Below are 24068 nucleotides of genomic sequence, written 5' to 3'. Positions count from 1 at the left end.
TCCATAGGTTATATATGGCGGGTGCGTTATTATTAGATCAGGTGTGTAGAAGGAAAAACTTAGATTGTGGACTGATTATTCGAGAGATGTAATGATTAAATTGCAAATAAAAAAGCGTAATCGTTTGATTACGCTTTTTTTTAACTGGTGCCGGCACCAAGAGTCGAACTCGGGACCTTCTGATTACAAGTCAGCTGCTCTACCAACTGAGCTATGCCGGCTAAAGAGAGGCGCATTATGCGCAATAATGAACAAATACGCAAGAGTAAATAGGAATTATTTTTTAAATTTACAAATAAGGCTATGATTTAAAAATTAATTAAATTATTCAAGCTTTAGCTGATTGGCGACAAATTATAACTATTTTTTATTTGGTACTAGACTATAATGAAGAGTTTTTGATTATTTTATGGGGAGTGTCTGGGTGGGACACCAATTTAAACTAGCGCTGGCCGGCGCACAAATTTTGTTTGTGGCCTTTGGTGCCATGGTTCTGGTGCCGTTGTTAACAGGGCTAAATCCAGCTCTGGCGCTGATGGGTGCGGGTGTTGGCACGTTATTATTTCAGATTTGTACTAAACGTAAGGTGCCGATATATCTGGGTTCTTCGTTTGCATTTATTGCCCCGATTATATATGCCATGCAGGAATGGGGGTTGGGTTCGACTATGTTTGGCCTGTTCGCTGCTGGCTTTATGTATTTTGTCTTTGCTGCGCTGATTAAGTGGCGCGGGCTGGCTTCGGTGCACCGTTTGCTGCCGCCGGTGGTTATTGGTCCGGTGATTATGGTAATTGGGCTTTCTGTGGCGATGGTAGCCTGTAATATGGCTATGGGTAAGTCCGGTGATAAACAAGTTGTGGATTATGCGCATTCGCTGTTTTTGTCAGGTTTTACTTTTGCGGTAACAGTAATAGTGACGGTATTCGGCAGTAAGATGATGCGTTTGATTCCGATTCTGATAGGTGTGGCAGCCGGTTATATAATGGCATTGCTAACCGGAATGGTGGATACCAGTGCTATGGCTGCGGCGCCGTGGTTTGCTGTTCCCCATTTTGCTACTCCGCAAGTTAATTGGCAGGCTGCGCTGTTTATGCTGCCGGTAGCGATTGCGCCGGCTATTGAGCACATTGGCGGAATTATGGCTATTGGTAAGGTGACGGGTAATGATTATGTGAAAGACCCCGGTTTACATCGAACTTTAGCTGGAGATGGTTTAGGTGTGTGTATTGCCGGTTTAATCGGCGGCCCTCCGGTAACAACCTACGGTGAAGTTACCGGTGCGGTGATGATTACCAAGAATAGTAATCCGGTAATTATGACATGGGCAGCTGTGTTTGCGATTTTAATGGCCTTTTTTGGCAAATTTAATGCTTTTCTGAGCTCAATTCCGTTGCCTGTAATGGGCGGTATCATGTTGCTACTATTTGGCACGATTGCTTCTCTGGGGCTAAAAACGCTGATTGATGCTAAAGTGGATTTAATGCAACCGCGAAATCTGGTGATTGTGAGTTCTGTTTTGATTGTGGGTGTAGGTGGCATGGTTGTGAAAATCGGTACCATGGCTTTTGCTGGTGTAGGACTATGTGCTTTACTGGCGATAGTGCTGAATTTACTGCTTCCAGCCGGAACAACCGTTCAAGCAGAATAACTATCAGATTTGAGTTGAAGACCGCAGCTTCTAATAGGCTGCGGTTTTTTTGTGCAGAATGGTAAGAAGTTTAGATAAAGAGAGCAACAGTGTGCTTGATATAGTTACTTATGAAAATTGTATTCTGATGGGGAACGGATAGGATTTTCTGAATCAGAACATTATTCAGGTTTTTAAGTACAATAAATTAAAAATCGGACCAGCTATTTATTTAGCAAATTCAGTTATTTATTTGAATTCTATTAAATTTGATGTGTCTAAACTAACCAACTGGTCCTAGTTGAGCTGATATGAATAAATGACAGGCTACTGGTAATTGCAGAATGTAAGTATATTCAGTATCAAACAGAAAATAGCGGCATTGCCGCTATTTTTGTCTAACCGGACAACCGGCTAAGATTAAGCTGCCTGAATGTTGGCCGCTTGTTTACCTTTTGGACCGGTGGTCACGTCAAAAGATACGCGTTGACCTTCTTTCAAGGTTTTGAAGCCGTTCATATTGATTGCAGAGAAATGAGCAAACAAATCTTCACCACCTTCATCAGGTGTAATAAAACCAAAACCTTTAGCGTCGTTAAACCACTTAACAATACCAGTTGCCATGAAACTTCCTATACATAAAAAACAAAATAAAGAACAAGTTTGCGACACAGTAGAACCTACAAATTAGTGAACAGGTGTACAACTATTTGTTTGGCAGTCTATGTCTGACTTGTTAAGTAGTCTTTTTACATAGGTTAAGAACTAACGTCAAGCAAGCTTACCGAAAAATGATAAAATTATTAAAACCGTTACTAAAAACCCACAGATACATGTAGATTTATGCACAATGTCAAATACTAGAACACAAACTGTTAGCCAGAATCAGGAAAGCATGTTAAAGCCACCGAAGCGCTATAAAGTGGTATTGTTGAATGATGATTACACACCGATGGATTTTGTGGTAACTGTACTCATGGAAGTGTTTCATTTGCCACATACTCAGGCGATTGCCATTATGCTGATGGTGCATGAGTCTGGACGCGGTGTGTGTGGGGTGTTTCAGAAGGATATTGCCGAAACCAAATGCAATCAGGTGCTTGAACGTGCCGAAGCTGCTGGCTTTCCTTTGCGTTGTCTGACTGAAGAAGAATGAGATGTTGTATTAAAACCTAGATGCCACGGTACACTCGGCGGGTGTTACTTGATTTTTAACGTGAGTGCTTCATGTATATGCTGATAATGCTGTGTGTTGCATTCTGAATTGAAAATGTTACTTTGTCAGGAGGTCGGGTATGATTTCGGCGCAACTAGAAAAAATTCTGCAGTATGTTTATGCCGAGGCTCGGAACCATGCGTTTGAGTTTATTGGTGTGGAGCATTTACTGCTCGGCCTGTTGCAGCAAAGTGAAGATGTGAGCGGGGTGCTACGGGCTGTAGGGGTGGATAATGAATTGCTAGCCAAACAGCTTCAGCAAAGTATTCATGAGAATACACCGGTGTTGCCGGAAAGTGTGGCAGAGCAGTCTGAGTTGGAGCCTACGCTTGGATTTCAGCGTGTATTGCAGCAGGCAATTGTGCATGTACGTGCTGCGCATACTGAAGGTGAGGTGACACCTGTGGATGTTCTGGTGGCCATTATGTCAGAAAAGGACAGCCACGCGGTTTATTTTCTTGAATCGCAGTCCGTGAACCGTCTGGATGTGCTGCGCTATCTGACACTTGGCAATCATAATCCGGTTCAGAATAAAAATACTGAACAAAATAATGAGGCAGATGCGGGCAAGGCAGAAGTAAAAGCTTTAGAAAATTATACTGTTAATCTGAATAGGGAAGCTCTTGCCGGCCGAATTGACCCGCTTATTGGCCGTAATGAGGAGATGCAACGCCTGATTCAGACTTTGTGCCGGCGGCGTAAAAATAATCCTTTACTGGTAGGTGAAGCCGGTGTGGGTAAAACGGCACTGGCAGAGGGGCTGGCTTATATGCTGGTACATGATAAGGTGCCAGAATCTATCAAAGGATCAGTGGTTTTTTCGCTGGATATGGGCGCTTTGCTTGCCGGTACCAAGTATCGCGGTGATTTTGAAGCACGCATGAAAGCCGTTATTAAAGAATTGGGCGAACTAGATAAGGCGGTATTGTTTGTTGATGAAATTCATACCATTATAGGTGCCGGCAGTGTGTCTGGCGGCACGATGGATGCCTCTAATTTGCTTAAGCCGGCATTGGCTAAAGGAAGTATGCGCTGTATTGGCGCCACAACTTATCAGGAATACCGTACTATTTTTGATAAGGATCATGCTTTAAGCCGACGATTTCAGAAAATAGATATTGTAGAACCATCGGTAACTGAAACGGTGCAGATATTACAAGGGTTGCGACCTGCATTTGAAAATTTCCATCAGGTACGCTATACGCGAGGTGCGCTTCAGGCAGCTGCTGAGTTGTCTGCTCGCTATATTAATGAGCGCTTTCTGCCAGATAAAGCTATTGATATTATAGACGAGGCCGCGGCAGCACAAAAAACCCAGCCGAAATCCAGACAACGTAAAGTTATCGGCCGTGCTGAAATTGAGGCGATTGTGGCAAAAGTTGCACGTATTCCAGAAACCACTGTTTCGCATGATGATAAGCAGGTATTGCGCTTTCTGGCTGATAATTTAAAAGCAAAAGTATTTGGACAAGATCAAGCTATTGATGTACTGGTAGCGTCGATTAAAATGGCGCGCTCTGGTCTCAAACAGCCTGATAAGCCGATTGGCAGCTTTTTGTTTGCCGGCCCGACTGGCGTTGGCAAAACTGAAGTTGCCAAACAGCTGGCGCAGCTGCTGGACTTGCCTTTGCTGCGGTTTGATATGTCGGAATATATGGAACCACATGCTGTTTCGCGTCTAATTGGTTCTCCGCCGGGTTATGTGGGCTTTGAGCAGGGCGGATTACTTACTGATGCAGTCAATAAACAGCCATATTGTGTGCTGCTGCTGGATGAAATTGAAAAGGCACATCCGGATGTATTCAATGTGTTGTTGCAGGTGATGGATTATGCCAATCTTACGGATAATAATGGACGCAGTGCGGATTTCCGGAATGTTATTCTGATTATGACCACCAATGCCGGTGCTGCTGAATTGGCTAAGCCTAATTTGGGCTTTACAGGAAAGCGCGGACAGGTTGATAGTCTGGCCGTTATTGAGAAAGCGTTTTCGCCTGAATTCCGCAACCGTCTGGATGCAATTGTGCCATTCACAGCTCTGGATCAAGCAATAATTGCGAAAGTCGTGGATAAGTTTTTGTTGGCACTGGAGCAGCAGTTGCTGGCTAAACAGGTGGTGGCTGAATTCACACCAACTTTACGCAGCTATTTGGCCAAACACGGTTTTGATGCTGCATTGGGTGCTCGTCCCATGCACCGGTTGATTCAGGAGCGTATTCGTAAGCTGCTGGCTGATGAGTTGCTCTTCGGCCGTCTGAGTGAAGGAGGTGATGTATTGATTGATTATTTGCCGCAGTCTGATGAAGTGAAGCTAGTTTTTTCTACTGCCAATCAATCCGGCTCTAAGAAAAAGGAATCGGTAACAATTGAATGATTTGATTAAGAAAGCTAAAATTAAAATAAAAAAAAGTGTGGCGAAACGCCACACTTAAACACACACATCAAGAGGAAACCAATCAAAGTAAATTCATTATAATGTTTTCATTTGAGTGTGTTTTGATACAAATCAAATGAAAATGTTTAAGAAAATTAAATCAAAATTAATGTTATATCCCTGCTGAATAAATTAGGCAGGGATATTTATTTTTTATTACAGATAGTTAGTATAGTGAGTTTATTTACTGTAAATCTGCAGGCAAAGGATCATCCCGTAGCTGTTTGACGGATTGTAAATGCTGGTTGAAGTCGAGAACCTGCGGATTGTTACTGTTTGCCGTGCTGAAAAACTGATTGGCAAATGGTAGTTGTGGTGAGCAGATGCCCAGCCATTGTGCAATTCCGTCTAATAGTTCCAGCCCACTACGCTGAGCCTGATTGTGTGTCTGCCTAGGCTGATCACTGTTGATAATGACTAGCGGGACATGATAATTCTGATAAAAATGGTCGTTGTGGCGCAGGATGCTTGAAGAACGTACTAAACTGTTTTTCTCAAAGGTGTTTTTGTCATGACTCAGGCCATGGTCACTAAAATACAACATGCTGAAAGGCTCACCATTTTGCTGCAATGTTGTATATATCTGGCTTAATAGAGTGTCTGTCTGACGAATGGTATCGATATAGCAATTACTGTTGTTATTTTCCACATAGTGCTGTGGCGGGTTGGGCAGCCGGTCGCATGGATTGGGATGAGAACCCATAATGTGCAATACAATCAGGCGGGACTGACCAGCAACCAGAGGCTGAGCCAGTACTTTCTGCAATGGCTCAATGAGCTGATTATCATAACTGCGTTGGCCGAAATCGTAGCCGGTAGTTTTTAGAAATGTGACGTGATTGGCCTGATGAGCAATCGTTGAAATAGATGTATCGTATTGTCCAAGTGCCCCCTGATTTGACAACCATGCTGTATCCATACCGGCTTTTTTCGCCAGAGTAATCACATTATTCTGAATTGAGAATGATTTACCATGGCTGAGAGTAAGACCATGTAAGAGCGAGATGGGCGTATTGGGACCGGCAGACAGCATGTTATCCATGATGATGCTGGCGTGCTTGTCCAGAAATGGGGTGTCCGGATATTTGAATCCGTATAGATGTAAATAATCTGCGCGGGCACTTTCACCAATAATCAATACATAGTTGCGGTATTGCTGTTGACTACTGCTAATTTGCCAATTATCTGGTTTAGCTAAGTCGGCTTTCATCTTTGCTAGTTCGGCGAAGTAGGCACGCGGTTGCAGATATGCATCGGCCAGAAATTCTATTGGCTGTGCACGTAGGGCAAATCCACCGGTAGTATAGCCTTTGCGCGCTGTCTGTATTGTCATTACCATTAGTACGATTACAAGCGGAATAGCCCAGTAGCCGCGCCAGCGTGGGATAGCCGTATGGCGGCTGAAACGCATAATGAGTAGCGGTATAGCGGCCAGAACAATTGTCATTACATAGGTATGCCATGATATGGCTGCTATGTATTCACTTGCTTCACTGGCTGTGGTACTAAGTAATGAAGTGACGATGCCAAAACTCGGTTTTCCGTACAGAGTAGCAGTAGGATGATAGAACAGAACAATGATTGCGCTCAGCCACATCATGATGCACCATAGTCGTGAGCAGAAACGTTGCAATAATATGCTGACCAGCCATGTTTCAATTATGCGGTTAGGATTTGGCGGGTAGGCCAGTGCATAAATCATTACGATGCTGTAAATAAGTAAGAGTAATACATTCAGTGCATAATGTTTACGGGGCGTTAGTTTCATAGATCACTCAGACAGCTGGGGTGAAGTTATCAGCAAAAAATGCGTCTTCAGGCAATCCAGCCTGATTTGTAAATAAATTTTTGGCCTGATGTATCATTTGCGGATGGCCGCATGCATACACTTCATATTTATTCATATCTGGATGAGCAGCCAGTGCCGCTTGTTGAACATAGCCACGTGCACCTTTCCATGATGCTGATGGATGCGACAATACTGCTGACCACTGTGCCTGTGCTAACTCTGAACAAAGCTTATCCAGCACGGCAGCATCATACAAATTTTCTTCTGCTGCCATACCCCAGTATATTGATACCGGTAGTTGAAATTGCTGTTGTTTCAGTGTTTCCAGCATGGCTTCAATCGGTGCAATACCGGTACCGGAGGCCAACATAATAAGTGGTTTTTGCTGGCTGTTTAACTGAAAATTGCCCAGTGGCCCGTGAAAATGCAGAATGTCTTTCGGGCGCAAGCGGCCATCAAAGAGTTGTTCGGAAAAGACGCCACCATGGTGACGTCGTACATGGATAATTAACAGCCGGCGGTTTGTGTCAAAACCCGCTATCGAATAACTACGGCGCTGATTCTCGGATAGCACAATATCGATATATTGGCCGGCAGTGAAATGAAATGGTTTTCGCTGTGCCAGCTTCAGCGATAGGATGGCAGTATGGCCACAATAGCGAATATCTTCAATTCGTGCAGTCAGCGTTTGTACTGGTTGTGCTGAATGGCCATTATAGTTGGGCAAATATAGAGTTAGGTCTGTTTTGGCACTTTGGCAGCACAGTAATATATCCTGCTGATTTGTGTTATTACTGTTCAGGGCAGACTGTGGGTTGATTTCAGTAGTTTGACCCTTGACTAGCTGAGCTTTGCACGCTCCGCAGCAGCCGCTTTTACACGCATGCGGTAGCATGATCCCCTGATCGATTGCTGCCTGTAGCAGTGATGTTCCCTCTGGTGCCTGAAAAGTTTCACCGGCTGGTAAAACCGTTATTTGATAACTCATTTTAGTTTTAGCTTATTTTAACGAGTTGGCTATTTTAGAACGCTGTGAAATAAAAGCCAAATGTGCAGATGCGTTTTGAAGAAATGGAAACTAAAGTAAATATGGCTTTGGCCAGAATGCTGATACATACAGTTCAGCCCGCTATTCAGGATAACGGGCTGTTTTTTTCTTCTGAATGCAAATTAAAGTTTAGTTGGAAAAGTATTTTGCGTATATTTTGTCATATTCGCCACTAGCGCGGATTTTTTTCAGTGCATCATTCAGTTTCTCCACTGTGGCTGTATCGCCTTTGCGAACCACAAAGCCGTAATGGTCAACACCGAATTCGGGTACCTTATTAATGGTGAATTTATCAGCACCGTTGGCTTTAACATAATTACTGATTACGGCACCATCGGATACCATGGCTTCTACACCACCATTTTCAAGCTCTTTGATGGCCAGGGGGACGCTGTCAAAACGGGCAATTTTCGTGCTTTGTGCACCCAATACTTTTTGTACTGCCAAATCGCCAGTTTGGCCTGTGGCTACGGCTACGCGATGCATGTTATTTAATTCAGCCAGCGAATGGAATGTTTTGGCTTTTGGCGTGAGTACCATCATAGAAATATCAAAATACGGGTCACTAAATAGCATACTTTGTTTACGCTCATCAGTGATGGTCACACCGGAAGCCACAATGTCTAGATCGCCGTTGTTGAGGCTAGCAAATAGTCCATCCCATGGCTGATCTTTAAACTGTACTTTGAAATTGCCAGCTTTGGCCATGGCGTTGAGCAAATCAATATCAAAACCGGTGAGCGAACCGTCGGCTGTGCGGGATTCAAAAGGTGCAAATTCTGCATTGGTGCCAACTATAAAGGTTTTATCTGCATTGGGCTGAGCAGGCGCAGAAGCAGAATTGCTGTTGCTGCCACCACAGGCAGATAGTATCAGTGCAGAACACGCGGCTGCAGCGGTCAGCCAGTATTTGATTTTCATATACACTCCCTGAATTTTATTGAAATTATTGGCTGAAGGCTGCTTACAATACAATGGTTTGCATTTCAAAATATGCATCCTTACCGCCATGTCTGGCTTGATAGTAACATATTTCACTGTTGAAACAAGCTTTATCCGTACACTGTGTTACTGCTTAGCGGTGCTATAATCCCGCTTTCATGGAGACATGACTTTACATAATTTTGTGCTGTTTTAATTTGATTAAGTCTAACAGGATAAATAATGCATATATTTCATACCATTACTGAACTGCGTTCATGGCGCAAGCAAGTGAAAAGGGTGGCTCTGGTGCCGACAATGGGAAACTTGCATGCCGGTCACCTAGCTTTGGTGCGTACTGCCAAAGCACACGCTGATGCGGTAGTGGTGAGCATATTTGTTAATCGCATTCAGTTTGGAGTGGGCGAAGATTTTGATCTGTATCCGCGGACATTGGCTGAGGATGTGGAAAAGCTGACTGAGGCCGGTGCTGATGTGGTGTTTGCGCCGTCAGAAACAGAATTGTATCCAAATGGAACGCAGCAATATTTTGTTGAACCGCCGGCTATTCAGAATGAGCTCTGCGGCCGTAGTCGTCCTGGCCATTTTCGAGGTGTGGCCACAATTGTGACAAAGCTCTTTAATATTGTGCAGCCGGATGTGGCGTGTTTTGGTAAAAAGGATTATCAACAACTGGCAGTAATAAAGGGAATGGTGCAGGATCTGAATATGGATATTGACATTATTCCAGTTGAAATTGAGCGTGCTGATAGTGGTTTGGCTTTGTCTAGCCGTAATGGCTATCTGACAATTGAACAACGTGAACAGGCAGCGCAGCTATCGGCACAGCTGAGGACTATGGCTGAAGCAATGCGAAGAGGAAATCGGCAATTTGCTGCTTTAGAAAATAGTGCAGCAACCTATTTGCAACAGCATGGCTGGCAAGTGGATTATATTGAAGTCAGACACGCACAAACGCTGACAAAAGCTCAGATTTCTGATAAAAATCTGGTAATTGTTGCGGCTGCTATACTGGGGACGACGCGTCTAATTGATAATTTAGAAGTGCAGTTGGAGCACGAATAAAATAAAAGAGTCTGTAAACCGGATTTTAACCAAAAGGCAGCGTGAATACGTATGTGGTGGATTGTATTATTACTGTTAATTATGGCTATAGGCGCATTACTCTGGTGGCGCAATATTGAAGAGCGTAAATGGCAGCTGGAAATGACCTATTTAACCCGCTATGAAGAGCATTTAAAGCACAGTAAAGTGTCGTCTTCAGCTCCGGCTCCTGTATCTTTACTGAAAAGTATAGTGAGAAAATTAGCAGTGCGGCGCAGTCAGCAGCAACAGAAAGTACAATCGTCAGCAGAATCACAACATTCTTTACAGAAAGTACCAGCAGCACCGGTGGAAATTGCGTCAGCTACATCAGAGCAGAATGTACAAACTGAGCCTGATGCAATGGATTCTGTAGCGAGCAAGTCTCAGCTGCCCATAAAACATCCTCTAGCCCGACAGATTACTGTAACTGAGGCAAGCCCGAAACCTTTAAAAGCCGAAACGCCTCATCCTGCTACGCTAGATAAAGAATATCTACAGTCGAAGGCAAAAACTGCTGAAGAGATGCCGGAAGCAAACAACACACAGTTGCCGATAGCAGATTCTTTCTCAACACAGAAAATGCAATCTTCCGTTGAAAATAAAACTGAGTCTGAACCAAAAGTGGTTGATGTCTCCAACACTGATAAGGAACTGATAGCAGATACGGAAGAAGAGTCCACTACAGAAAAAATTTTGGTAAGCAGTGAAGAAGTGGCTGAGCCAGCGGTGGTATTTAATCAGAAGAAAAAACTGGAAGTTATCACATTAGCAGAAGCCACGCGTAAGGTAGCTACGCATCCTCTAACGGATGCGGTAGCTGAATCTGCTCCGGCGCTAGAGGTGATACAGATTAACTGGCAGCATAAGCCAGTAAATAGTCAAAAACAGCAGAATAGGCATGCCAGAGAAATTACTCCTGATGATCCGGCGTTAAACAGAGTTCGCTTGCATACTAAGGCTGAACAAGCCGCCCTGCTTAAAGCTCGAGCGCTGAAAAATTTCGATTTAAATGATTTACAGCAGGCTACTCAGCGCAAATTGGGAAACTCAGTTGGCGTTCCTTCACATCTGGCACATGCAGCAAACTCCCTTTCTGCTCACGCTCATCACGAACCTAGACAGCGTAGTGAACACAATGGAGTCCATGTCATAAATGAAGAAGATATCCGTTTAAATTTGTTGCGCCAGAGATTGGCTCGTCAGCGCCATCAGGAAACGTCCACTCATACTAATTCTGGCTATAGTGTACCGGTTATTGCGGAAGATGAAATTTACGCTAATCTGGCTAAAACCGATTCACCTTTAAATAAGCAGAAATTTCAGCGGCCTGTAGTACGCGAAAGTGTGATTCCGGCGGCTGCTCGAATTGGTAAGCGCCATGCTGTGCGGATGACTACTCCTGTAGCTGATATGTCGGCCGTAAGCCCCTATACAGGAGTGGCAGGCAGTGAACATACACCACTATCTACACGTTTTACACCTTTTCAGCCGATGCCGACAGCCATAGCTGCTGCGCCAGTAGTTACGGTACCATCAGCGGATGATTCTTTTACTGTAGATGATGATTACAACTCTTCAGTGTTTGATGAGGACGAACATCGTGACAGCATTATGCATGATGCTGATCCTTCTGTAGGAAATCAATTTCAGTATGCGCCGGATATACCACCACCGGTGTCAGGTATAAGTAGTGGTACCGGCTATACAAATACGACGTCTTTTAGTGATTCGAATCCGATCCATAATGCAGTTATTTCTTACACTGATGAAGAAAGCAGCAAAGAAGCGGATGTGGTTGAAAATCCTGTGCTGGCCACTGAAGACCCGTATTTCAACGATTCTGAAGAGCAGAAAGAAGTACCGTCTTTTTATTCTGAGCAGGCCGCAGCGGAAGAAGAAAATACTGATTCAAAAGTTTCTGATTATTGGTTGTCAGATGCTTCCAGCGTTAATGAGTCTGAAACAACTCCAGATTTAGTGCCGGAACAGGTGCAAAAAAGTCTATCTGAAACAGAACCAGAAGTTAGAAGCGTGAGTGTGGTTACCCGTTTGAATCAACAACCGCTGCCAACAGAGCAAATAAATTCTTCGGCAACTCAGGCTCAGACGGCAATCGGGATGGCATTACGAAAAGCGCTTAATCAGAATGCTTCTCATCAATCAATACCCGCACCGTCTTTAAAACCTTTGCTTCCGGGTATGGATTTATTATTGCCGCCGTATTATGACCCTGCTGCACGACAGAGTGAAGAAACCTTACTTGAAAATGGGATTACCATTGAAGAAAAACTGGCTGAATTCAAAGTTAAGGTACGAGTAATAGATGCTTTTGCTGGTCCGGTTATCACCCGCTATGAAATTGAACCGGCTCAGGGTGTGCGTGGCAGTCAGGTTGTAAACTTAGAAAAGGATTTGGCGCGCAGTCTGGGCTTTGCATCTATACGTGTGGTTGAGACTATTCCGGGTAAAACCTGTATGGGGTTGGAACTTCCTAATCCGAAACGGCAGATTATTCGGTTGAGTGAGATATTCTCGGCTCCGGTATTTCAGCAATCACGTTCTAAACTAACGCTGGCGTTGGGTCAGGGTATTACTGGACAGCCGGTGGTGACCGATTTGGCCAAAGCTCCACATTTATTGGTAGCGGGTACCACTGGATCGGGTAAATCAGTGGGTGTTAATGCGATGATTCTTTCGATGCTGTTTAAAGCTACTCCGGAAGATGTGCGTCTCATTATGATAGACCCTAAAATGCTGGAATTAAGCATTTATGAAGGTATACCGCATTTATTGGCACCAGTAGTGACGGATATGAAGTTGGCGGCGAATGCGTTAACGTGGTGTGTAAATGAAATGGAGAAACGTTACCGGTTGATGAGCCATGCTGGTGTGCGTAATTTGGCTGGTTTCAATCAGAAAATTGCTGAGCTAGCAGCGCAAAATAAAAAGCTATTTAATCCGTTTTCGCTGAATCGGGACGACCCAGAACCACTAGAAAAGCTGCCTTATATTGTGGTTGTGGTAGATGAATTTGCTGATCTGATGATGACGGCAGGCAAGAAAATCGAGGAACTGATTGCCCGTTTGGCGCAGAAAGCTCGGGCGGCCGGTATCCATTTGATACTAGCGACACAGAGGCCGAGTGTAGATGTGATTACTGGCTTAATTAAAGCCAATATTCCTACACGAATTGCCTTTCAGGTATCTAGCAAGGTGGATAGCCGAACCATTCTTGACCAGATGGGCGCTGAGAATCTGCTGGGACAGGGTGATATGCTGTTTTTACCTCCCGGCACAGCTTATCCAGAACGGGTGCATGGGGCGTTTGTGGCTGATGAAGAGGTGCATCGTGTGGTGCATTATTTGAAACAGTTTGGTGAGCCGAAATATATCGATGATATTTTAACGGCCGGTGTCAGTGATGATGATATGTTTAGCAATGCGTCACCACGCAATAGTGAAGAAGAGTTGGATCCTCTTTATGATGAAGCAGTGGCACTGGTGGTAAAAACTCGAAAAGCGAGTATTTCTTCGGTACAACGTCAGCTGCGTATTGGATACAACCGTGCAGCTCGTTTGGTGGAACAGATGGAGTCAGAGGGAATTGTTTCAGCTGCAGAAGGAAATGGTAATCGTACTGTACTTGCTCCGCAAAATAACCATCTAGATGATTAGTTATTCTAAATATCGATTATTCAAACCGTGTACTTTATGTATACGGTTTTTTTATTTATGAGTTGATTAGTCAATTCATTCTATGAGTTATTATATTATTATTATGATTTCTATATATTTATTAATTAGTTAATCTGATTGATATTATTCTAGAGTTATGGTTAAAACAGCGTATTTATATGTATAGATTTAATTAATATGTTGTGATTCTGTTGTTTTAATGAACAGTTATTTTGAAAAAAATCAATAAACAGGCAAATTTTATTAAATCATTTTTGGCTGTTTTACTTGGTATTGCTTTGTCAGCAATGTTTAATAAAATAAATAGTAGATGAAAGTGCAAAATATTGCTGATAAGTAATTAAATATTGTATCAATTAAAAAGGTAAAAGATAAAACATTCAATATTTAAGTAAGGTTTTATAAGAAAAATAAATTTTGTAATTAATTGTTTTGATTATTAAACGGTTTGAAGTGAAAAAAAATAAGTTTTAAGATGAATTTGGCTATTTATGAAATAAAAATTTATATCTTTAAGTGTGTAAATATATACAGGTTATTATTAGGAGATAGATTTATGATTGAGTCTTATAAACGTTTCTGGCACAACATTTTTAATTTTTCTGGAACTTCTAACCGTGCTGATTATTGGTGGCCGATTGTTATCAACTATGTACTGGGTATGTTGCTGATGTATGTACTTGAAAAAATGCTTGGACATCCGATTAATGATATTTATACATGGGGTGACTGGACAGTTAATTTTGTAGTTTTGGTAATTGGATTTGTAGTATGGATTGCTACTTTATCATTACAGTTTAGGCGCTTACATGATACTGATCGCTCGGGTTGGTGGATTTTGATTACTCTGATACCGATTATTGGTCAAATCTGGTTTATTATTCTTATGTTATTGCCAGGTAAACCGAATCGATTTGAACAGAGAATGTTTTAAGCAGATTTACGGTATACGTTTATTTGGCAGATAAATAGCAATAAATTCTTTATGAGACATTTTATTGTTTACTTCGAAATTGTTTGATTATCTTGATTCGGCAGCTTAGGTTTTATGAAATAGATAGCTGCCGAAGCCTGTATTCTTTTGCGATATATTTACTGGTATCAAATTTATTAATAATCTTTTTTAAAGAGTTAGAAACTGAATTGATAGTCATTAATCCATTTCTTTTTTTATTATTTTGTAGATATTTATAGAATTATGAATAATCAGTACAAAATATGAAATTGGTAAAAAAATATTTTTTAAAATATCAACAGCCATTGAAAATAGCTGTTTTAGTAAAAAAACTTATCATATATTCTGTATAGTTTTTTTTAATCATAAACTTACTGCGATAAAATAGATGGATGCAGAATTTGTAGCAAGTTGTGAAATTATAATAAACCCGAATAGGCCTCAGATTATCTTATACTGTTGAATCTTAATTTGTTGAATTATATAAATTCTTATACGGATGATTTGAAGTAGAAGTATGATTTGCAAAAACAGGAAACATTTCGCTCCACTGTGAACGGTGTTTACCGGATATGATTTAATTCATTCATTCTATGTTTTAGAAAATAATAAAAAGAATGCGAAAAAACTCACTACAATAGCAAAATCTGTATGGTTGTATCTGATTTAAAATAGTATATTTATACTACGGTTATTTGTAGAAGAAATTTTCCTTATTTAAAATTTTATTTTCAAATATCTTGATTTACTTTTTATTGAACATATTGTTTTAAGAGATTATTTATCTGATTACCTCCAATTTCGTTTGCTTTTTGAACGAAAGCAGCTGGAAGTTGATCATTTTGGCAGTCAGAGTTTATTAGTACAGGTAATAATGAATCGAGCCCATATTTACCTTGTGAAGAAGACAGCAGTGCCTGATCCATGGCATACCAAAATTTTGGTCCTTGGCTGTATAAGAGGGAATAGTTTTTGTAATTGTTTTCTTTAATTTGTTGCTCAATCTCACTAAATTTGAAATAAATAGTTTGATCTTGTGACAAGAATTTATTTTTAATAGTTTCAAATTCATCTGCAGATAAAGCTTTTTGCATAGATTTTAAAGCGTAATACTGTGCTAAACTTTCTTCTATCCAGACAGATGTATCTACAGGGTACTTGTAACGTACCATATCGGCATACTGGTGAAATTGCTCATGGGCAATAACTAAAAGGCTATGCATATTATCACTTGTACTGATTCGGTGATTTCTTTCATAAACATAATTGGCGATAAAGCTTCTTCTGCCTGCTGCTCCATTTACTTGTTTGTTTTTAGCTTCTGTTCCTAACCAAATAAGCAATAATGATTTTTCATTGCTTGGTAGATCTGCGGGTAGAGAAAGAATAGTTGTGAAATAACGTAGGGTTTTTTGATGTAAAGCCTGCAATTCAGACCAATTGGTTTGTTGTGGATTGTCTATTACATAGGTGACGGGAAGGTTTGCTATGATTTTTTGCTGAGTTTCGGGTTGTCCGATGATGTAAAATTCTGGCGCAGTACCTACCGGAGGGATAGCCCATCCGTACAATGCTGAAGTGGCGCCAAGCAAGGGGATATTGTTTGTACTAGTGAGTACAGAGGCGCTCTCAGAATGTTTGATCCGCAATAAAGAAGAAGATTCTGAAAATAATATCCAGCCTGCTTTTTTCAGTTTAAGTGTTAATTGGTTAGCTAAATCTATGGGTTTATTATCTGATAGCTCGGGTTTTACTTGCCAGGTAACTTTATTACAAGTTGTTGGGAGCAGCCAGTTTCCTGATTTGTCATGTTTCAGTTTGGTTTGTCCGCATCTTACATTTATAACTTGTGGTTTTGTAACTGGTATATCGTCGCGTAAGGATAGTTGCGTATTTTTATTGTTGGTAGTATCAACTGGTACAGATAAAGAAACGGTAATCAATCCGTTGGGAGATATTTTTTCGATGGTATATATATTTTGAGCCCATGTTTGGGAAATGGTGTTGATTGATATTGATACCAGAAAATAAGGTATGAGTTTTAGAAATTTTTTACTATACATAGTAAGGATTTTAGCTTGATTAGAGCAAATATATATAAAATATTAAAGATTTACTAAAAATATATTAACTGTATTTAAATAATTATAATTTGTTTTAGATCACAAACTAATACACCAAAAAATTTATTTTATTGTGAAAGTTGGAAACGATTACATCTGCCACGAGATGAAAAGGTATATTCGTTTATGCCTAATTAAGATGGGATAAACCTGATAATTAAAGTTATATAAATACGACTAAAATAATTGAATTATCTGTAAATGAATAATCTGAAAACAGGAATTTTGTTTCATCTATATAATTTTCAGTAAAAAATTATTTTCTCTGAGAAAAACGGTTTTTAATTGATTTTATTTCTTTGCTTTGTGAAGCATCTATGCATTTCATTAATATTAGCTGTACGCCTTCTTGATAACTTTTATAAGGACGCTTTGAGTAATTGCGTGCAATCAGTGCTGCTTCTTCATAAGCTTCAGCGGGATAACGACCAAGTTCAACATAGGCGCCTACAGCCGCTTTTGCTTCCCGCTGCATAATGTCTCCGCTTTCACTCTGAGCTAGACAATAACTCAAGGTAAAATTTTCCAAATCATTTTTTAGCGGAGAGTGTACCTGTGCGAATGCAGAAGAAATCGAAATTACTATTAGACTAAAAATTAGTTTTACTTTAATTTCCACATTTTCACCTCATTTGCATCGTCAAAATAGCAGTGGTCAGAACATTTGCTTCCATCCCATAATGTGGCATGACCCGACGCATCCGACCAAATAGAAACATTAAATACTAATAGACCTTTTACTCCATTAAATTGACTCATATTCGTAGTAGATTTGGTAATAATGTCTGGTTTACCAAAATTACATTCTAAAAATCGAATTAGATCAGTAACTTTAAATATATACCATTTTTTGTCGGCACCGGAAGATGTGCTCCATCTTGAATCTCGATTGATAGGAAAACCTGAATAATTTAATGCATAGCTCATTCGTATTGCACAAGCATTCTGGAAAATTTCTGAATCAATATTTTGTTGAACTTTACCTCCAATTTTTTTCCCTACTTCTTTAACGGGTACATTAACGTACTGAAAATTTGTCCACATAGTTTTGAAGTCAGGTTTTGCCATTTCATCCTCTTATTAAGAAAATACAGGTAAATTAAATTACTGAATTTGTTAATAATGATTATAAAGTGTATATGTTGGCATTGTCTATCTTAAATATAAAATAAATTAAAATAGGATTTTGTAAAGCTAACTGATTTAAAACAATTTGCTCCAAGTTATATTCCTATCTTCTTATATTGTTTCTTACAGAAGACAGTAAATTAAATTGTCCATATCGATCAAAAATTTCTGGGCAAAAATAGGGAATATGTCTATATGTGTCAATAAACTAAAAATGTTAATGTTGTTAACACCTTATTTTTTTATTTTGGAAATACTGACGATGTAAATATTTAAACCTTAAATGTGATTAACTTGGTTTCTAGTGTTTTCATGCTTTGTCATGTTTTAATTTTTTTCAGTATTTAAAAAATAATAGAATAGGTAAATAGTATGATAGTTGGTGTTTTATAATCTGAATAATTTATTTTGAATGATAAACAAAATTTCAAAAAATAATAATTTATTTGATGCTCGCAATCATGTTAGCGGATTTTAAATTCAAAATAATATTATAGTTATAGTTTAAGTTACTGTGCCTTCTGTTATTGGCAAGGGTGATATGAAAAGTTTGTGGCAAAAATTTGACCATTGGTTTTTACGTGGGCAGAAGCTTTCTAAAGTATTGGTGGTGCTTATTGCTGTGTGGCTGTTTTTGGCTACCAGTTTAGTAGGGTTGTCGCTGAATACGTCTTGGCGGCTTGAAGAGCTGGGTATGGCAATAAATGAAGCTGGGAGTCTGCGCAAACGGGTATTTTATATGGTGTTGGTAACGAAAACTTCAGGAGCGGAGCAACAGTTTAAGCAGGAGCAACGGCAGTTTGAAGAAATTCTGACGCATTTGCATGATTTGCATGAAACCGGTTTTGTTAATGGACGGCGGCATCAGCAGCTTCTGCAACAAGTAATAAAGATTGAGGAGCAGTTACAGGATTTTCTTGGTGACCGTAATGCTTATTTAAATGGACGTCTGAGCGATGCGGCATTTTTGGCTGAAGCCCGTGAATTTACTGCGGTGATTGATCGTCTGGTACTGCTGATTGAGCAGGATAATACTCATAATATTCAGTTGTTGCGCTGGTTACAGGTGCTTGTGCTGTTGATGGCTATTTTTTCTGCAATTGTTTCTCTTCTGTTACTGCACCATTTAGTTATCGCACCGTTACTCCGTTTGAATCAGGGTATTGGTCAGATTGGTAAAGGCCGTTTTGATACGCGCTTGCAAGTGGGCACAGCTAATGAATTTGGTAAGGTAGCGCAAGGCTTTAACTTAATGGCTGCTAAGCTAAATGAAGTCTATGACACTCTGGAAAATCGGGTAGCGGAACAAACACAGGCGCTAGTAAAGCGTAATCAAGATTTGGCTGTTTTGTATGCTATGACATCATTGTTTCAAGAACAGCATGAGTTATTAGTGCTTGTGCAGGTGTTTATGAATAAAATGAAGGTGTTTAGTGGTGCGGATGCCTGTGTGGTGCAGTTGAAAAATCGGCATTCTCAGAGGCTTGAGCTGGCTGGATCTGATGGGCTGACTGAAGAGCAGGTGGATAGATTCAGAGATTATCGCTGTGATGGTGGGCGTTGTGCTCAGATGTTGCAATCTGTGCCGGTAGTTGAAACTGAATCATTGGCTATTGTTGATGAGCGTAATCGTTTCTGCCAGATAAGACAGGTTTTGCCGTTTTGTTTAACCTTTGCGGTGAAGTCTGTGGATGATGAAATTGGTATGCTGCATCTGTTTGCTAAAGTGCCCTTTGCGTTGAGTGAAGAAAATCAGCGCTTGATTTCTACTGTGTGTAGTCAGTTTGGGATTGCTATTGAAAGTATGCGTCTAAATGAGTTGGACAAACAGATGGCTATTCTGGAAGAACGTAATCTGATGGCACAGGGTTTGCATGACAGTATTGCTCAGTCGCTTTCTTTCTTGAATATTCAGGTACAGGTGCTGGAAAAAGCGTTAGGTGAGCATAAAGAACAACAGGCTGCACAGACTCTTGAATTTATTAATGAGGGCATTCAGCAATGTTATGATGATGTACGCGAATTGTTATCGAATTTTCGTGTTAGGCTGGTAACGGAAGGGCTGATTAGTTCATTGCAAGGAGTAATGAAGCGATTTGAACAACAAACTGATATCGTTGTTGATTGGTCTGTTGAAGGTGATGTTTATGAAGTTGAGCCTGAGGTGCAGTTACAGGTAGTGTTTATTGTGCAGGAGGCTTTGTCAAATGTGCGTAAACATGCTCATGCAGATGCAGTTAAAGTATGTTTGGCTTATATGGCAGACCGGCTGAATCTGAAAATTGAGGATGATGGTGTTGGTTTTGCTGAAGATACACTCCTGCAGAAGGAACAGCAAGGACATGTGGGTATACATATAATGAAAGAGCGCTCCGCTAAAATTAATGGAAAGTTGAAAATTTCTGCACGGGTGGGGGGTGGAGCATGTGTGGAGCTGATGGTACCACGTCAGTATATCCATACTCAGGAGTAATTCTTTTGGGAAATTAATGATGGCTAATGAAAAAAAGTACCGGATTCTGATTGTGGATGACCATACGCTCTTTCGGCGTGGCTTGCGTGCTTTAATTGATAGCTGTGAGCGTTTTGAAGTAGTGGGTGAGGCTACTGATGGGCTGGAAGGGGTAAAAATGCAACAGCAGTTACAACCTGATGCTGTGTTGCTGGACTTAGATATGCCTGTGATGCGTGGGTTAGAGGCACTGCCGCAAATGATGAGCCATAATCCTCAACAAGTGGTGCTGATGCTCACTGTATCTGAAGACGGTGGTGATTTAGTGGAATGTATGCGTCTAGGTGCACGGGGTTATCTGCTTAAAAATATTGATACAGAATTTTTGCTTGATAGTATTGAAAAAGCGATCAATGGTGACAGTGTGCTTTCACCCGAAATGACCAGTAAGTTGGTGACGCAGCTTAGGCGGAAGGAGCCTGTAAATCATGAGTTGAAGGAACCGCTAACGCCACGGGAACGGGAGATTTTACGCTGGCTGGCACGTGGTAACAGTAATAAGCTTATTGCGCGTAATCTGGAAGTAACTGAAAGTACAGTAAAAGTTCATATGCAGAACATTTTGCGCAAGCTTAATCTTGGGAGCCGAGTTCAAGCAGCAGTTTATGCTGTTGAACACGGTTTGGATAAATAGTGATGGGATAGTAGCTGTGTAATTTTTTTAATTTTGCGTTTTGAACTGGTCTATTGATTTTGTCAATAGGCCAGTTTGCTTATATATGGTTGTTCTTTTGAAGTATCGATTCTGCATCTGATGACTAATGGGATATGAAAGAGGGATTACGTACACTAGGATAAATTTTTTTGGGGGAAGTGCAAGATGAATTCTGAAGTCAGAAAGTCGGTAACAGTGCTGACGTCCAGTACGATTGCTTTTGTCATTTGCTTCATGATTTGGATGGTATTTGCTGTACTAGGTTTGCCGATTAAACAACAGCTGCATTTAAATGAAACAGAGTTTGGTTTGCTAACTGCAATGCCGGTGTTGTCTGGTTCGCTTATTCGGGTGCCGTTGGGTATTTGGGCAGATCGTTTTGGTGGCCGGATTGTATTTTTTCTTTTAATGCTGGTGTGTGTACCTGCTGTCTGGCTGCTGGAATATGCGCATACATATAGCCAGTTTTTGTGGATTGCATTGTGGCTGGGTCTTGTAGGCGGTTCTTTTTCTGTTGGTACACCTTATGTGGCAAAGTGGTTTCGTAAGGATCGGCAGGGTCTTGCCATGGGTATTTTTGGCGCAGGCAATGCGGGCGCAGCGCTGAATAAGTTTCTGGCACCGGTTTTGATTACTGCTTATGGCTGGCAGGCAGTACCGCGGGTATATGCAGTAATTTTATTGGTGATTACTTTGCTTTTCTGGTTTTTCAGTTATCCAGAACCGAAATTAGCCAATGCCAAACAGCCTAGTCTGAAAGCACAGCTATTGCTGATGAAAAATCCTCAAGTATTGAAATATAGTCAACTCTATTCTGTGGTATTTGGCGGTTATGTGGGTATTTCTTTGTGGATGGTGAGTTATTACGTTGGTGAATATCACTTTTCACTCACACAAGCTGCTTTACTGGCTGCGTGTTTTTCTTTGCCAGGAGGAGTGTTGCGTGCTTTCGGAGGCTGGCTGTCGGATAAATACGGTGCCTATAAAGTGACTTGGGCTGTGATGTGGGTTTGTTGGATTGCATTTTTTCTGTTGTCTTATCCGCAGACGCAGATGTCTATCCGTACGGTAAGCGGTCATCTTGATATGCATATTGGTTTGAATGCTACGGTATTTACGATTTTGCTATTTGTTGTGGGTGTGGCTTTGGCGATAGGTAAAGCATCTGTATTTAAGTTTATCTCTGATGAGTTTCCGGAAGATATGGGCACTGTCTCAGGCGTGGTCGGTTTGGCTGGTGGGCTAGGTGGTTTTCTGCTACCGATTATGTTCGGTGTGTTGGTGGACTGGACTGGTGTTCGTTCCAGCTCATTTATGCTGATGTTTGGTACCGTGTGTATTAGCTTAATCTGGATGCATTTTTCTCTGAAAAATCAGAAGCATCAATAATCTGAGGTTGATATGGGTAAAATTTTAAAAGAGTGGCGTCCAGAGGACAGTCAGTTTTGGCAAAGCAAAGGCCGTACGGTGGCTCGCAGAAATCTATGGATATCTGTTCCTGCTTTGTTGCTGGCGTTTGCTATCTGGCAGGTTTGGAGTGTGACAGTGGTGAAACTGCCACTTGTGGGGTTTAAGTTCAGCAGTAACGAGCTGTTTTGGCTAGCTGCGCTGCCTGCTCTTTCGGGTGCCACGTTACGAATTTTCTATTCTTTTGTGATTCCGATTTTCGGCGGACGCAAGTGGACAACGATTTCCACTGCCAGCTTACTGATTCCTGCATTAGGTTTGGGTTTTGCTGTACAGAATCCTAATACTTCATACAGTACGATGTTTGTGCTGGCACTGTTGTGTGGTTTCGGCGGGGCAAATTTTAGCTCTTCGATGTCCAATATCAGTCTGTTTTTTCCGAAAGCGGAAAAAGGTCAGGCCATGGGTATTAATGCTGGTCTAGGTAATCTAGGGGTATCTGCTGTGCAGATAGCGGTGCCACTGGCGATTACGACCTGCCTGTTCGGGGCACTGGGTGGTGATGCACAAACTATTACGACACCACAGGGTACAACGCAGGTGTGGTTACAAAATGCCGGCTTTATCTGGGTGCCATTTATCGTACTCAGTACGTTGGCAGCTTGGTTTGGTATGGATGATATTGGTAGCCTGCATTCTTCTTTAAAAGAACAGTCAATTATTTTCAAACGTTTGCATAATTGGATTTTGTGCTGGCTGTATGTGGGTACGTTTGGTTCGTTTATTGGTTTTTCTGCTGCTTTTCCGTTGTTGATTAGCCGTTCTTTTCCGCATATTGATGCCATTAAGCTAGCATTTCTGGGTCCGTTTGTTGGCGCGATACTGCGTGTAGTCGGTGGCTGGCTGTCTGACCGGATGTCGGCAGCAAAATTAACTGAAATCAGCTATGCCATGATGATTGTCGGGGTAATCGGGGTGCTGGTGTGCCAGCCGATCGGTAGCAATTCTGGCAATTTTGTTGGTTTCTTTTGTAGTTTTATGCTGTTGTTTGCGTTCAGTGGTATTGGTAATGGTTCGACTTATGCGCAGGCACCACGGATTTTTTCGTTGTTTCACCGTCACTTGCATCAGGGTGATGTTAAGAGTGCGGAATTGCATGCTACTAAAGAATCAGCCACGGTGCTGGGCTTTATGGGTGCCATCGGCGCGTATGGTGGTTTTCTAATTCCAAAAAGTTTCGGTTCTTCGATTGAGGCTACTGGCAGTGTTTCGATGGCATTGTGGGGCTTTATTGTTTTCTATGTGAGCTGTCTGCTGATTAATTACTGGTTTTATGTGCGTAAGCAATCAGTAACGCGCTGCTAGTTTGCTGTTATGGCGCTGTGGTCGCGGACGATAGCGCTTAAAAATTATAAATCAATAAGAAACTGTTAGGGGCTGAGGCCTCTGT

At 41.2% G+C, this 24068-nt stretch carries 17 protein-coding genes, 1 tRNA gene and 1 pseudogene; 11 read left to right on the top strand and 8 right to left on the bottom strand.

The annotated features are described in order from the left end of the window. Positions 1 to 145: 145 nt before the first annotated feature. A tRNA-Thr gene (locus tag ACQP6D_RS01945) sits at positions 146 to 221 on the bottom strand. Positions 222 to 424: 203 nt separating this feature from the next. Between ACQP6D_RS01945 and ACQP6D_RS01940 the strand changes: the two genes are divergently transcribed. Beyond that, complete coding sequence (locus ACQP6D_RS01940) at positions 425 to 1648, top strand: uracil-xanthine permease family protein (protein WP_369608122.1); 1224 nt, start codon at positions 425 to 427, stop codon at positions 1646 to 1648. Positions 1649 to 2047: 399 nt separating this feature from the next. On the opposite strand, the gene ACQP6D_RS01935 is transcribed toward ACQP6D_RS01940, so the two are convergent. Further along, entirely contained in the window at positions 2048 to 2251 is a 204-nt protein-coding gene (locus tag ACQP6D_RS01935; protein ID WP_025330479.1) for a cold-shock protein, read from the bottom strand. 226 nt (positions 2252 to 2477) lie between these two features. Here ACQP6D_RS01935 and clpS point away from each other — a divergent pair, with 226 nt between their 5' ends. After that, positions 2478 to 2783, top strand: coding sequence for an ATP-dependent Clp protease adapter ClpS (gene clpS / locus ACQP6D_RS01930; RefSeq protein WP_100140028.1), 306 nt, complete (start codon positions 2478 to 2480; stop codon positions 2781 to 2783). 139 nt (positions 2784 to 2922) lie between these two features. After that, a complete protein-coding gene (gene clpA / locus ACQP6D_RS01925; RefSeq protein ID WP_427857300.1) occupies positions 2923 to 5217 on the top strand; it encodes an ATP-dependent Clp protease ATP-binding subunit ClpA in 2295 nt (764 codons plus the stop codon). A 244-nt stretch (positions 5218 to 5461) separates the two neighbouring features. Here clpA and ACQP6D_RS01920 read toward each other — a convergent pair whose 3' ends face one another. The 3 genes from ACQP6D_RS01920 to ACQP6D_RS01910 form a co-directional block, all read right to left on the bottom strand. Beyond that, entirely contained in the window at positions 5462 to 7045 is a 1584-nt protein-coding gene (locus ACQP6D_RS01920) for a phosphoethanolamine transferase (RefSeq protein ID WP_427857299.1), read from the bottom strand. Between the two features lie 7 nt (positions 7046 to 7052). Further along, positions 7053 to 8054 carry a 2Fe-2S iron-sulfur cluster-binding protein gene (locus ACQP6D_RS01915; RefSeq protein WP_427857298.1) on the bottom strand — a complete coding sequence of 334 codons (1002 nt, stop codon included), beginning with the start codon at positions 8052 to 8054 and terminating at the stop codon, positions 7053 to 7055. Between the two features lie 189 nt (positions 8055 to 8243). Further along, positions 8244 to 9035, bottom strand: coding sequence for a basic amino acid ABC transporter substrate-binding protein (locus ACQP6D_RS01910; protein ID WP_267408060.1), 792 nt, complete (start codon positions 9033 to 9035; stop codon positions 8244 to 8246). A gap of 243 nt (positions 9036 to 9278) precedes the next feature. Between ACQP6D_RS01910 and panC the strand changes: the two genes are divergently transcribed. The 3 genes from panC to ACQP6D_RS01895 all read left to right on the top strand — a co-directional run bounded on the left by panC (position 9279) and on the right by ACQP6D_RS01895 (position 14772). Continuing rightward, entirely contained in the window at positions 9279 to 10121 is an 843-nt protein-coding gene (gene panC, locus ACQP6D_RS01905) for a pantoate--beta-alanine ligase (protein ID WP_267408059.1), read from the top strand. Between the two features lie 51 nt (positions 10122 to 10172). Beyond that, a complete protein-coding gene (locus tag ACQP6D_RS01900) occupies positions 10173 to 13817 on the top strand; it encodes a DNA translocase FtsK (RefSeq protein WP_370470033.1) in 3645 nt (1214 codons plus the stop codon). A 577-nt stretch (positions 13818 to 14394) separates the two neighbouring features. Continuing rightward, positions 14395 to 14772 (top strand): DUF805 domain-containing protein, encoded by a 378-nt coding sequence (locus ACQP6D_RS01895; RefSeq protein WP_100140033.1) that lies wholly within the window; start codon positions 14395 to 14397, stop codon positions 14770 to 14772. Between the two features lie 773 nt (positions 14773 to 15545). On the opposite strand, the gene ACQP6D_RS01890 is transcribed toward ACQP6D_RS01895, so the two are convergent. From ACQP6D_RS01890 to ACQP6D_RS01880, 3 genes are all read right to left on the bottom strand, one after another. Then, complete coding sequence (locus tag ACQP6D_RS01890) at positions 15546 to 16856, bottom strand: hypothetical protein (protein ID WP_427857297.1); 1311 nt, start codon at positions 16854 to 16856, stop codon at positions 15546 to 15548. A gap of 316 nt (positions 16857 to 17172) precedes the next feature. Then, positions 17173 to 17535, bottom strand: coding sequence for a T6SS amidase immunity protein Tai4 family protein (locus ACQP6D_RS01885; protein ID WP_427857296.1), 363 nt, complete (start codon positions 17533 to 17535; stop codon positions 17173 to 17175). Beyond that, entirely contained in the window at positions 17520 to 17984 is a 465-nt protein-coding gene (locus tag ACQP6D_RS01880) for a type VI secretion system amidase effector protein Tae4 (RefSeq protein WP_100140036.1), read from the bottom strand. Before ACQP6D_RS01880 ends, ACQP6D_RS01885 begins: the two co-directional genes overlap by 16 nt. 482 nt (positions 17985 to 18466) lie before the next feature. Between ACQP6D_RS01880 and ACQP6D_RS01875 the strand changes: the two are divergent. From ACQP6D_RS01875 to ACQP6D_RS01855, 5 genes and pseudogenes are all read left to right on the top strand, one after another. Then, positions 18467 to 18541 (top strand): annotated as a pseudogene (locus tag ACQP6D_RS01875) (hypothetical protein); the annotation flags it as partial. Positions 18542 to 18585: 44 nt separating this feature from the next. Then, positions 18586 to 20517, top strand: a complete 1932-nt coding sequence (locus ACQP6D_RS01870; RefSeq protein ID WP_427857295.1) for a histidine kinase — start codon at positions 18586 to 18588, stop codon at positions 20515 to 20517. A gap of 19 nt (positions 20518 to 20536) precedes the next feature. Next, entirely contained in the window at positions 20537 to 21190 is a 654-nt protein-coding gene (locus tag ACQP6D_RS01865) for a response regulator (protein ID WP_100140038.1), read from the top strand. Between the two features lie 186 nt (positions 21191 to 21376). Further along, positions 21377 to 22600: an MFS transporter gene (locus ACQP6D_RS01860; RefSeq protein WP_267390166.1), complete on the top strand. Its 1224-nt coding sequence runs from the start codon at positions 21377 to 21379 to the stop codon at positions 22598 to 22600. A 12-nt stretch (positions 22601 to 22612) separates the two neighbouring features. Continuing rightward, positions 22613 to 23983: an MFS transporter gene (locus ACQP6D_RS01855; RefSeq protein ID WP_370470036.1), complete on the top strand. Its 1371-nt coding sequence runs from the start codon at positions 22613 to 22615 to the stop codon at positions 23981 to 23983. The last annotated feature ends 85 nt before the right edge of the window (positions 23984 to 24068 follow it).

This window comes from Snodgrassella sp. CS2, assembly GCF_050310315.1.
GTDB lineage: Bacteria > Pseudomonadota > Gammaproteobacteria > Burkholderiales > Neisseriaceae > Snodgrassella > Snodgrassella alvi_E.
Note: the sequence above shows the minus strand (reverse complement) of the source record. Positions and strands in the feature narration are given on the sequence as shown.

Coding starts and splice junctions, on each gene's coding strand:
- clpS (WP_100140028.1), top strand. CDS start 2,478: ATGTCAAATACTAGAACACAAACTGTTAGCCAGAATCAGGAAAGCATG.
- ACQP6D_RS01895 (WP_100140033.1), top strand. CDS start 14,395: ATGATTGAGTCTTATAAACGTTTCTGGCACAACATTTTTAATTTTTCT.
- ACQP6D_RS01890 (WP_427857297.1), bottom strand. CDS start 16,856: ATGTATAGTAAAAAATTTCTAAAACTCATACCTTATTTTCTGGTATCA.
- clpA (WP_427857300.1), top strand. CDS start 2,923: ATGATTTCGGCGCAACTAGAAAAAATTCTGCAGTATGTTTATGCCGAG.
- ACQP6D_RS01865 (WP_100140038.1), top strand. CDS start 20,537: ATGGCTAATGAAAAAAAGTACCGGATTCTGATTGTGGATGACCATACG.
- ACQP6D_RS01910 (WP_267408060.1), bottom strand. CDS start 9,035: ATGAAAATCAAATACTGGCTGACCGCTGCAGCCGCGTGTTCTGCACTG.
- ACQP6D_RS01870 (WP_427857295.1), top strand. CDS start 18,586: ATGAAAAGTTTGTGGCAAAAATTTGACCATTGGTTTTTACGTGGGCAG.
- ACQP6D_RS01855 (WP_370470036.1), top strand. CDS start 22,613: ATGGGTAAAATTTTAAAAGAGTGGCGTCCAGAGGACAGTCAGTTTTGG.
- ACQP6D_RS01935 (WP_025330479.1), bottom strand. CDS start 2,251: ATGGCAACTGGTATTGTTAAGTGGTTTAACGACGCTAAAGGTTTTGGT.
- ACQP6D_RS01900 (WP_370470033.1), top strand. CDS start 10,173: ATGTGGTGGATTGTATTATTACTGTTAATTATGGCTATAGGCGCATTA.
- ACQP6D_RS01880 (WP_100140036.1), bottom strand. CDS start 17,984: ATGGCAAAACCTGACTTCAAAACTATGTGGACAAATTTTCAGTACGTT.
- panC (WP_267408059.1), top strand. CDS start 9,279: ATGCATATATTTCATACCATTACTGAACTGCGTTCATGGCGCAAGCAA.
- ACQP6D_RS01915 (WP_427857298.1), bottom strand. CDS start 8,054: ATGAGTTATCAAATAACGGTTTTACCAGCCGGTGAAACTTTTCAGGCA.
- ACQP6D_RS01920 (WP_427857299.1), bottom strand. CDS start 7,045: ATGAAACTAACGCCCCGTAAACATTATGCACTGAATGTATTACTCTTA.
- ACQP6D_RS01860 (WP_267390166.1), top strand. CDS start 21,377: ATGAATTCTGAAGTCAGAAAGTCGGTAACAGTGCTGACGTCCAGTACG.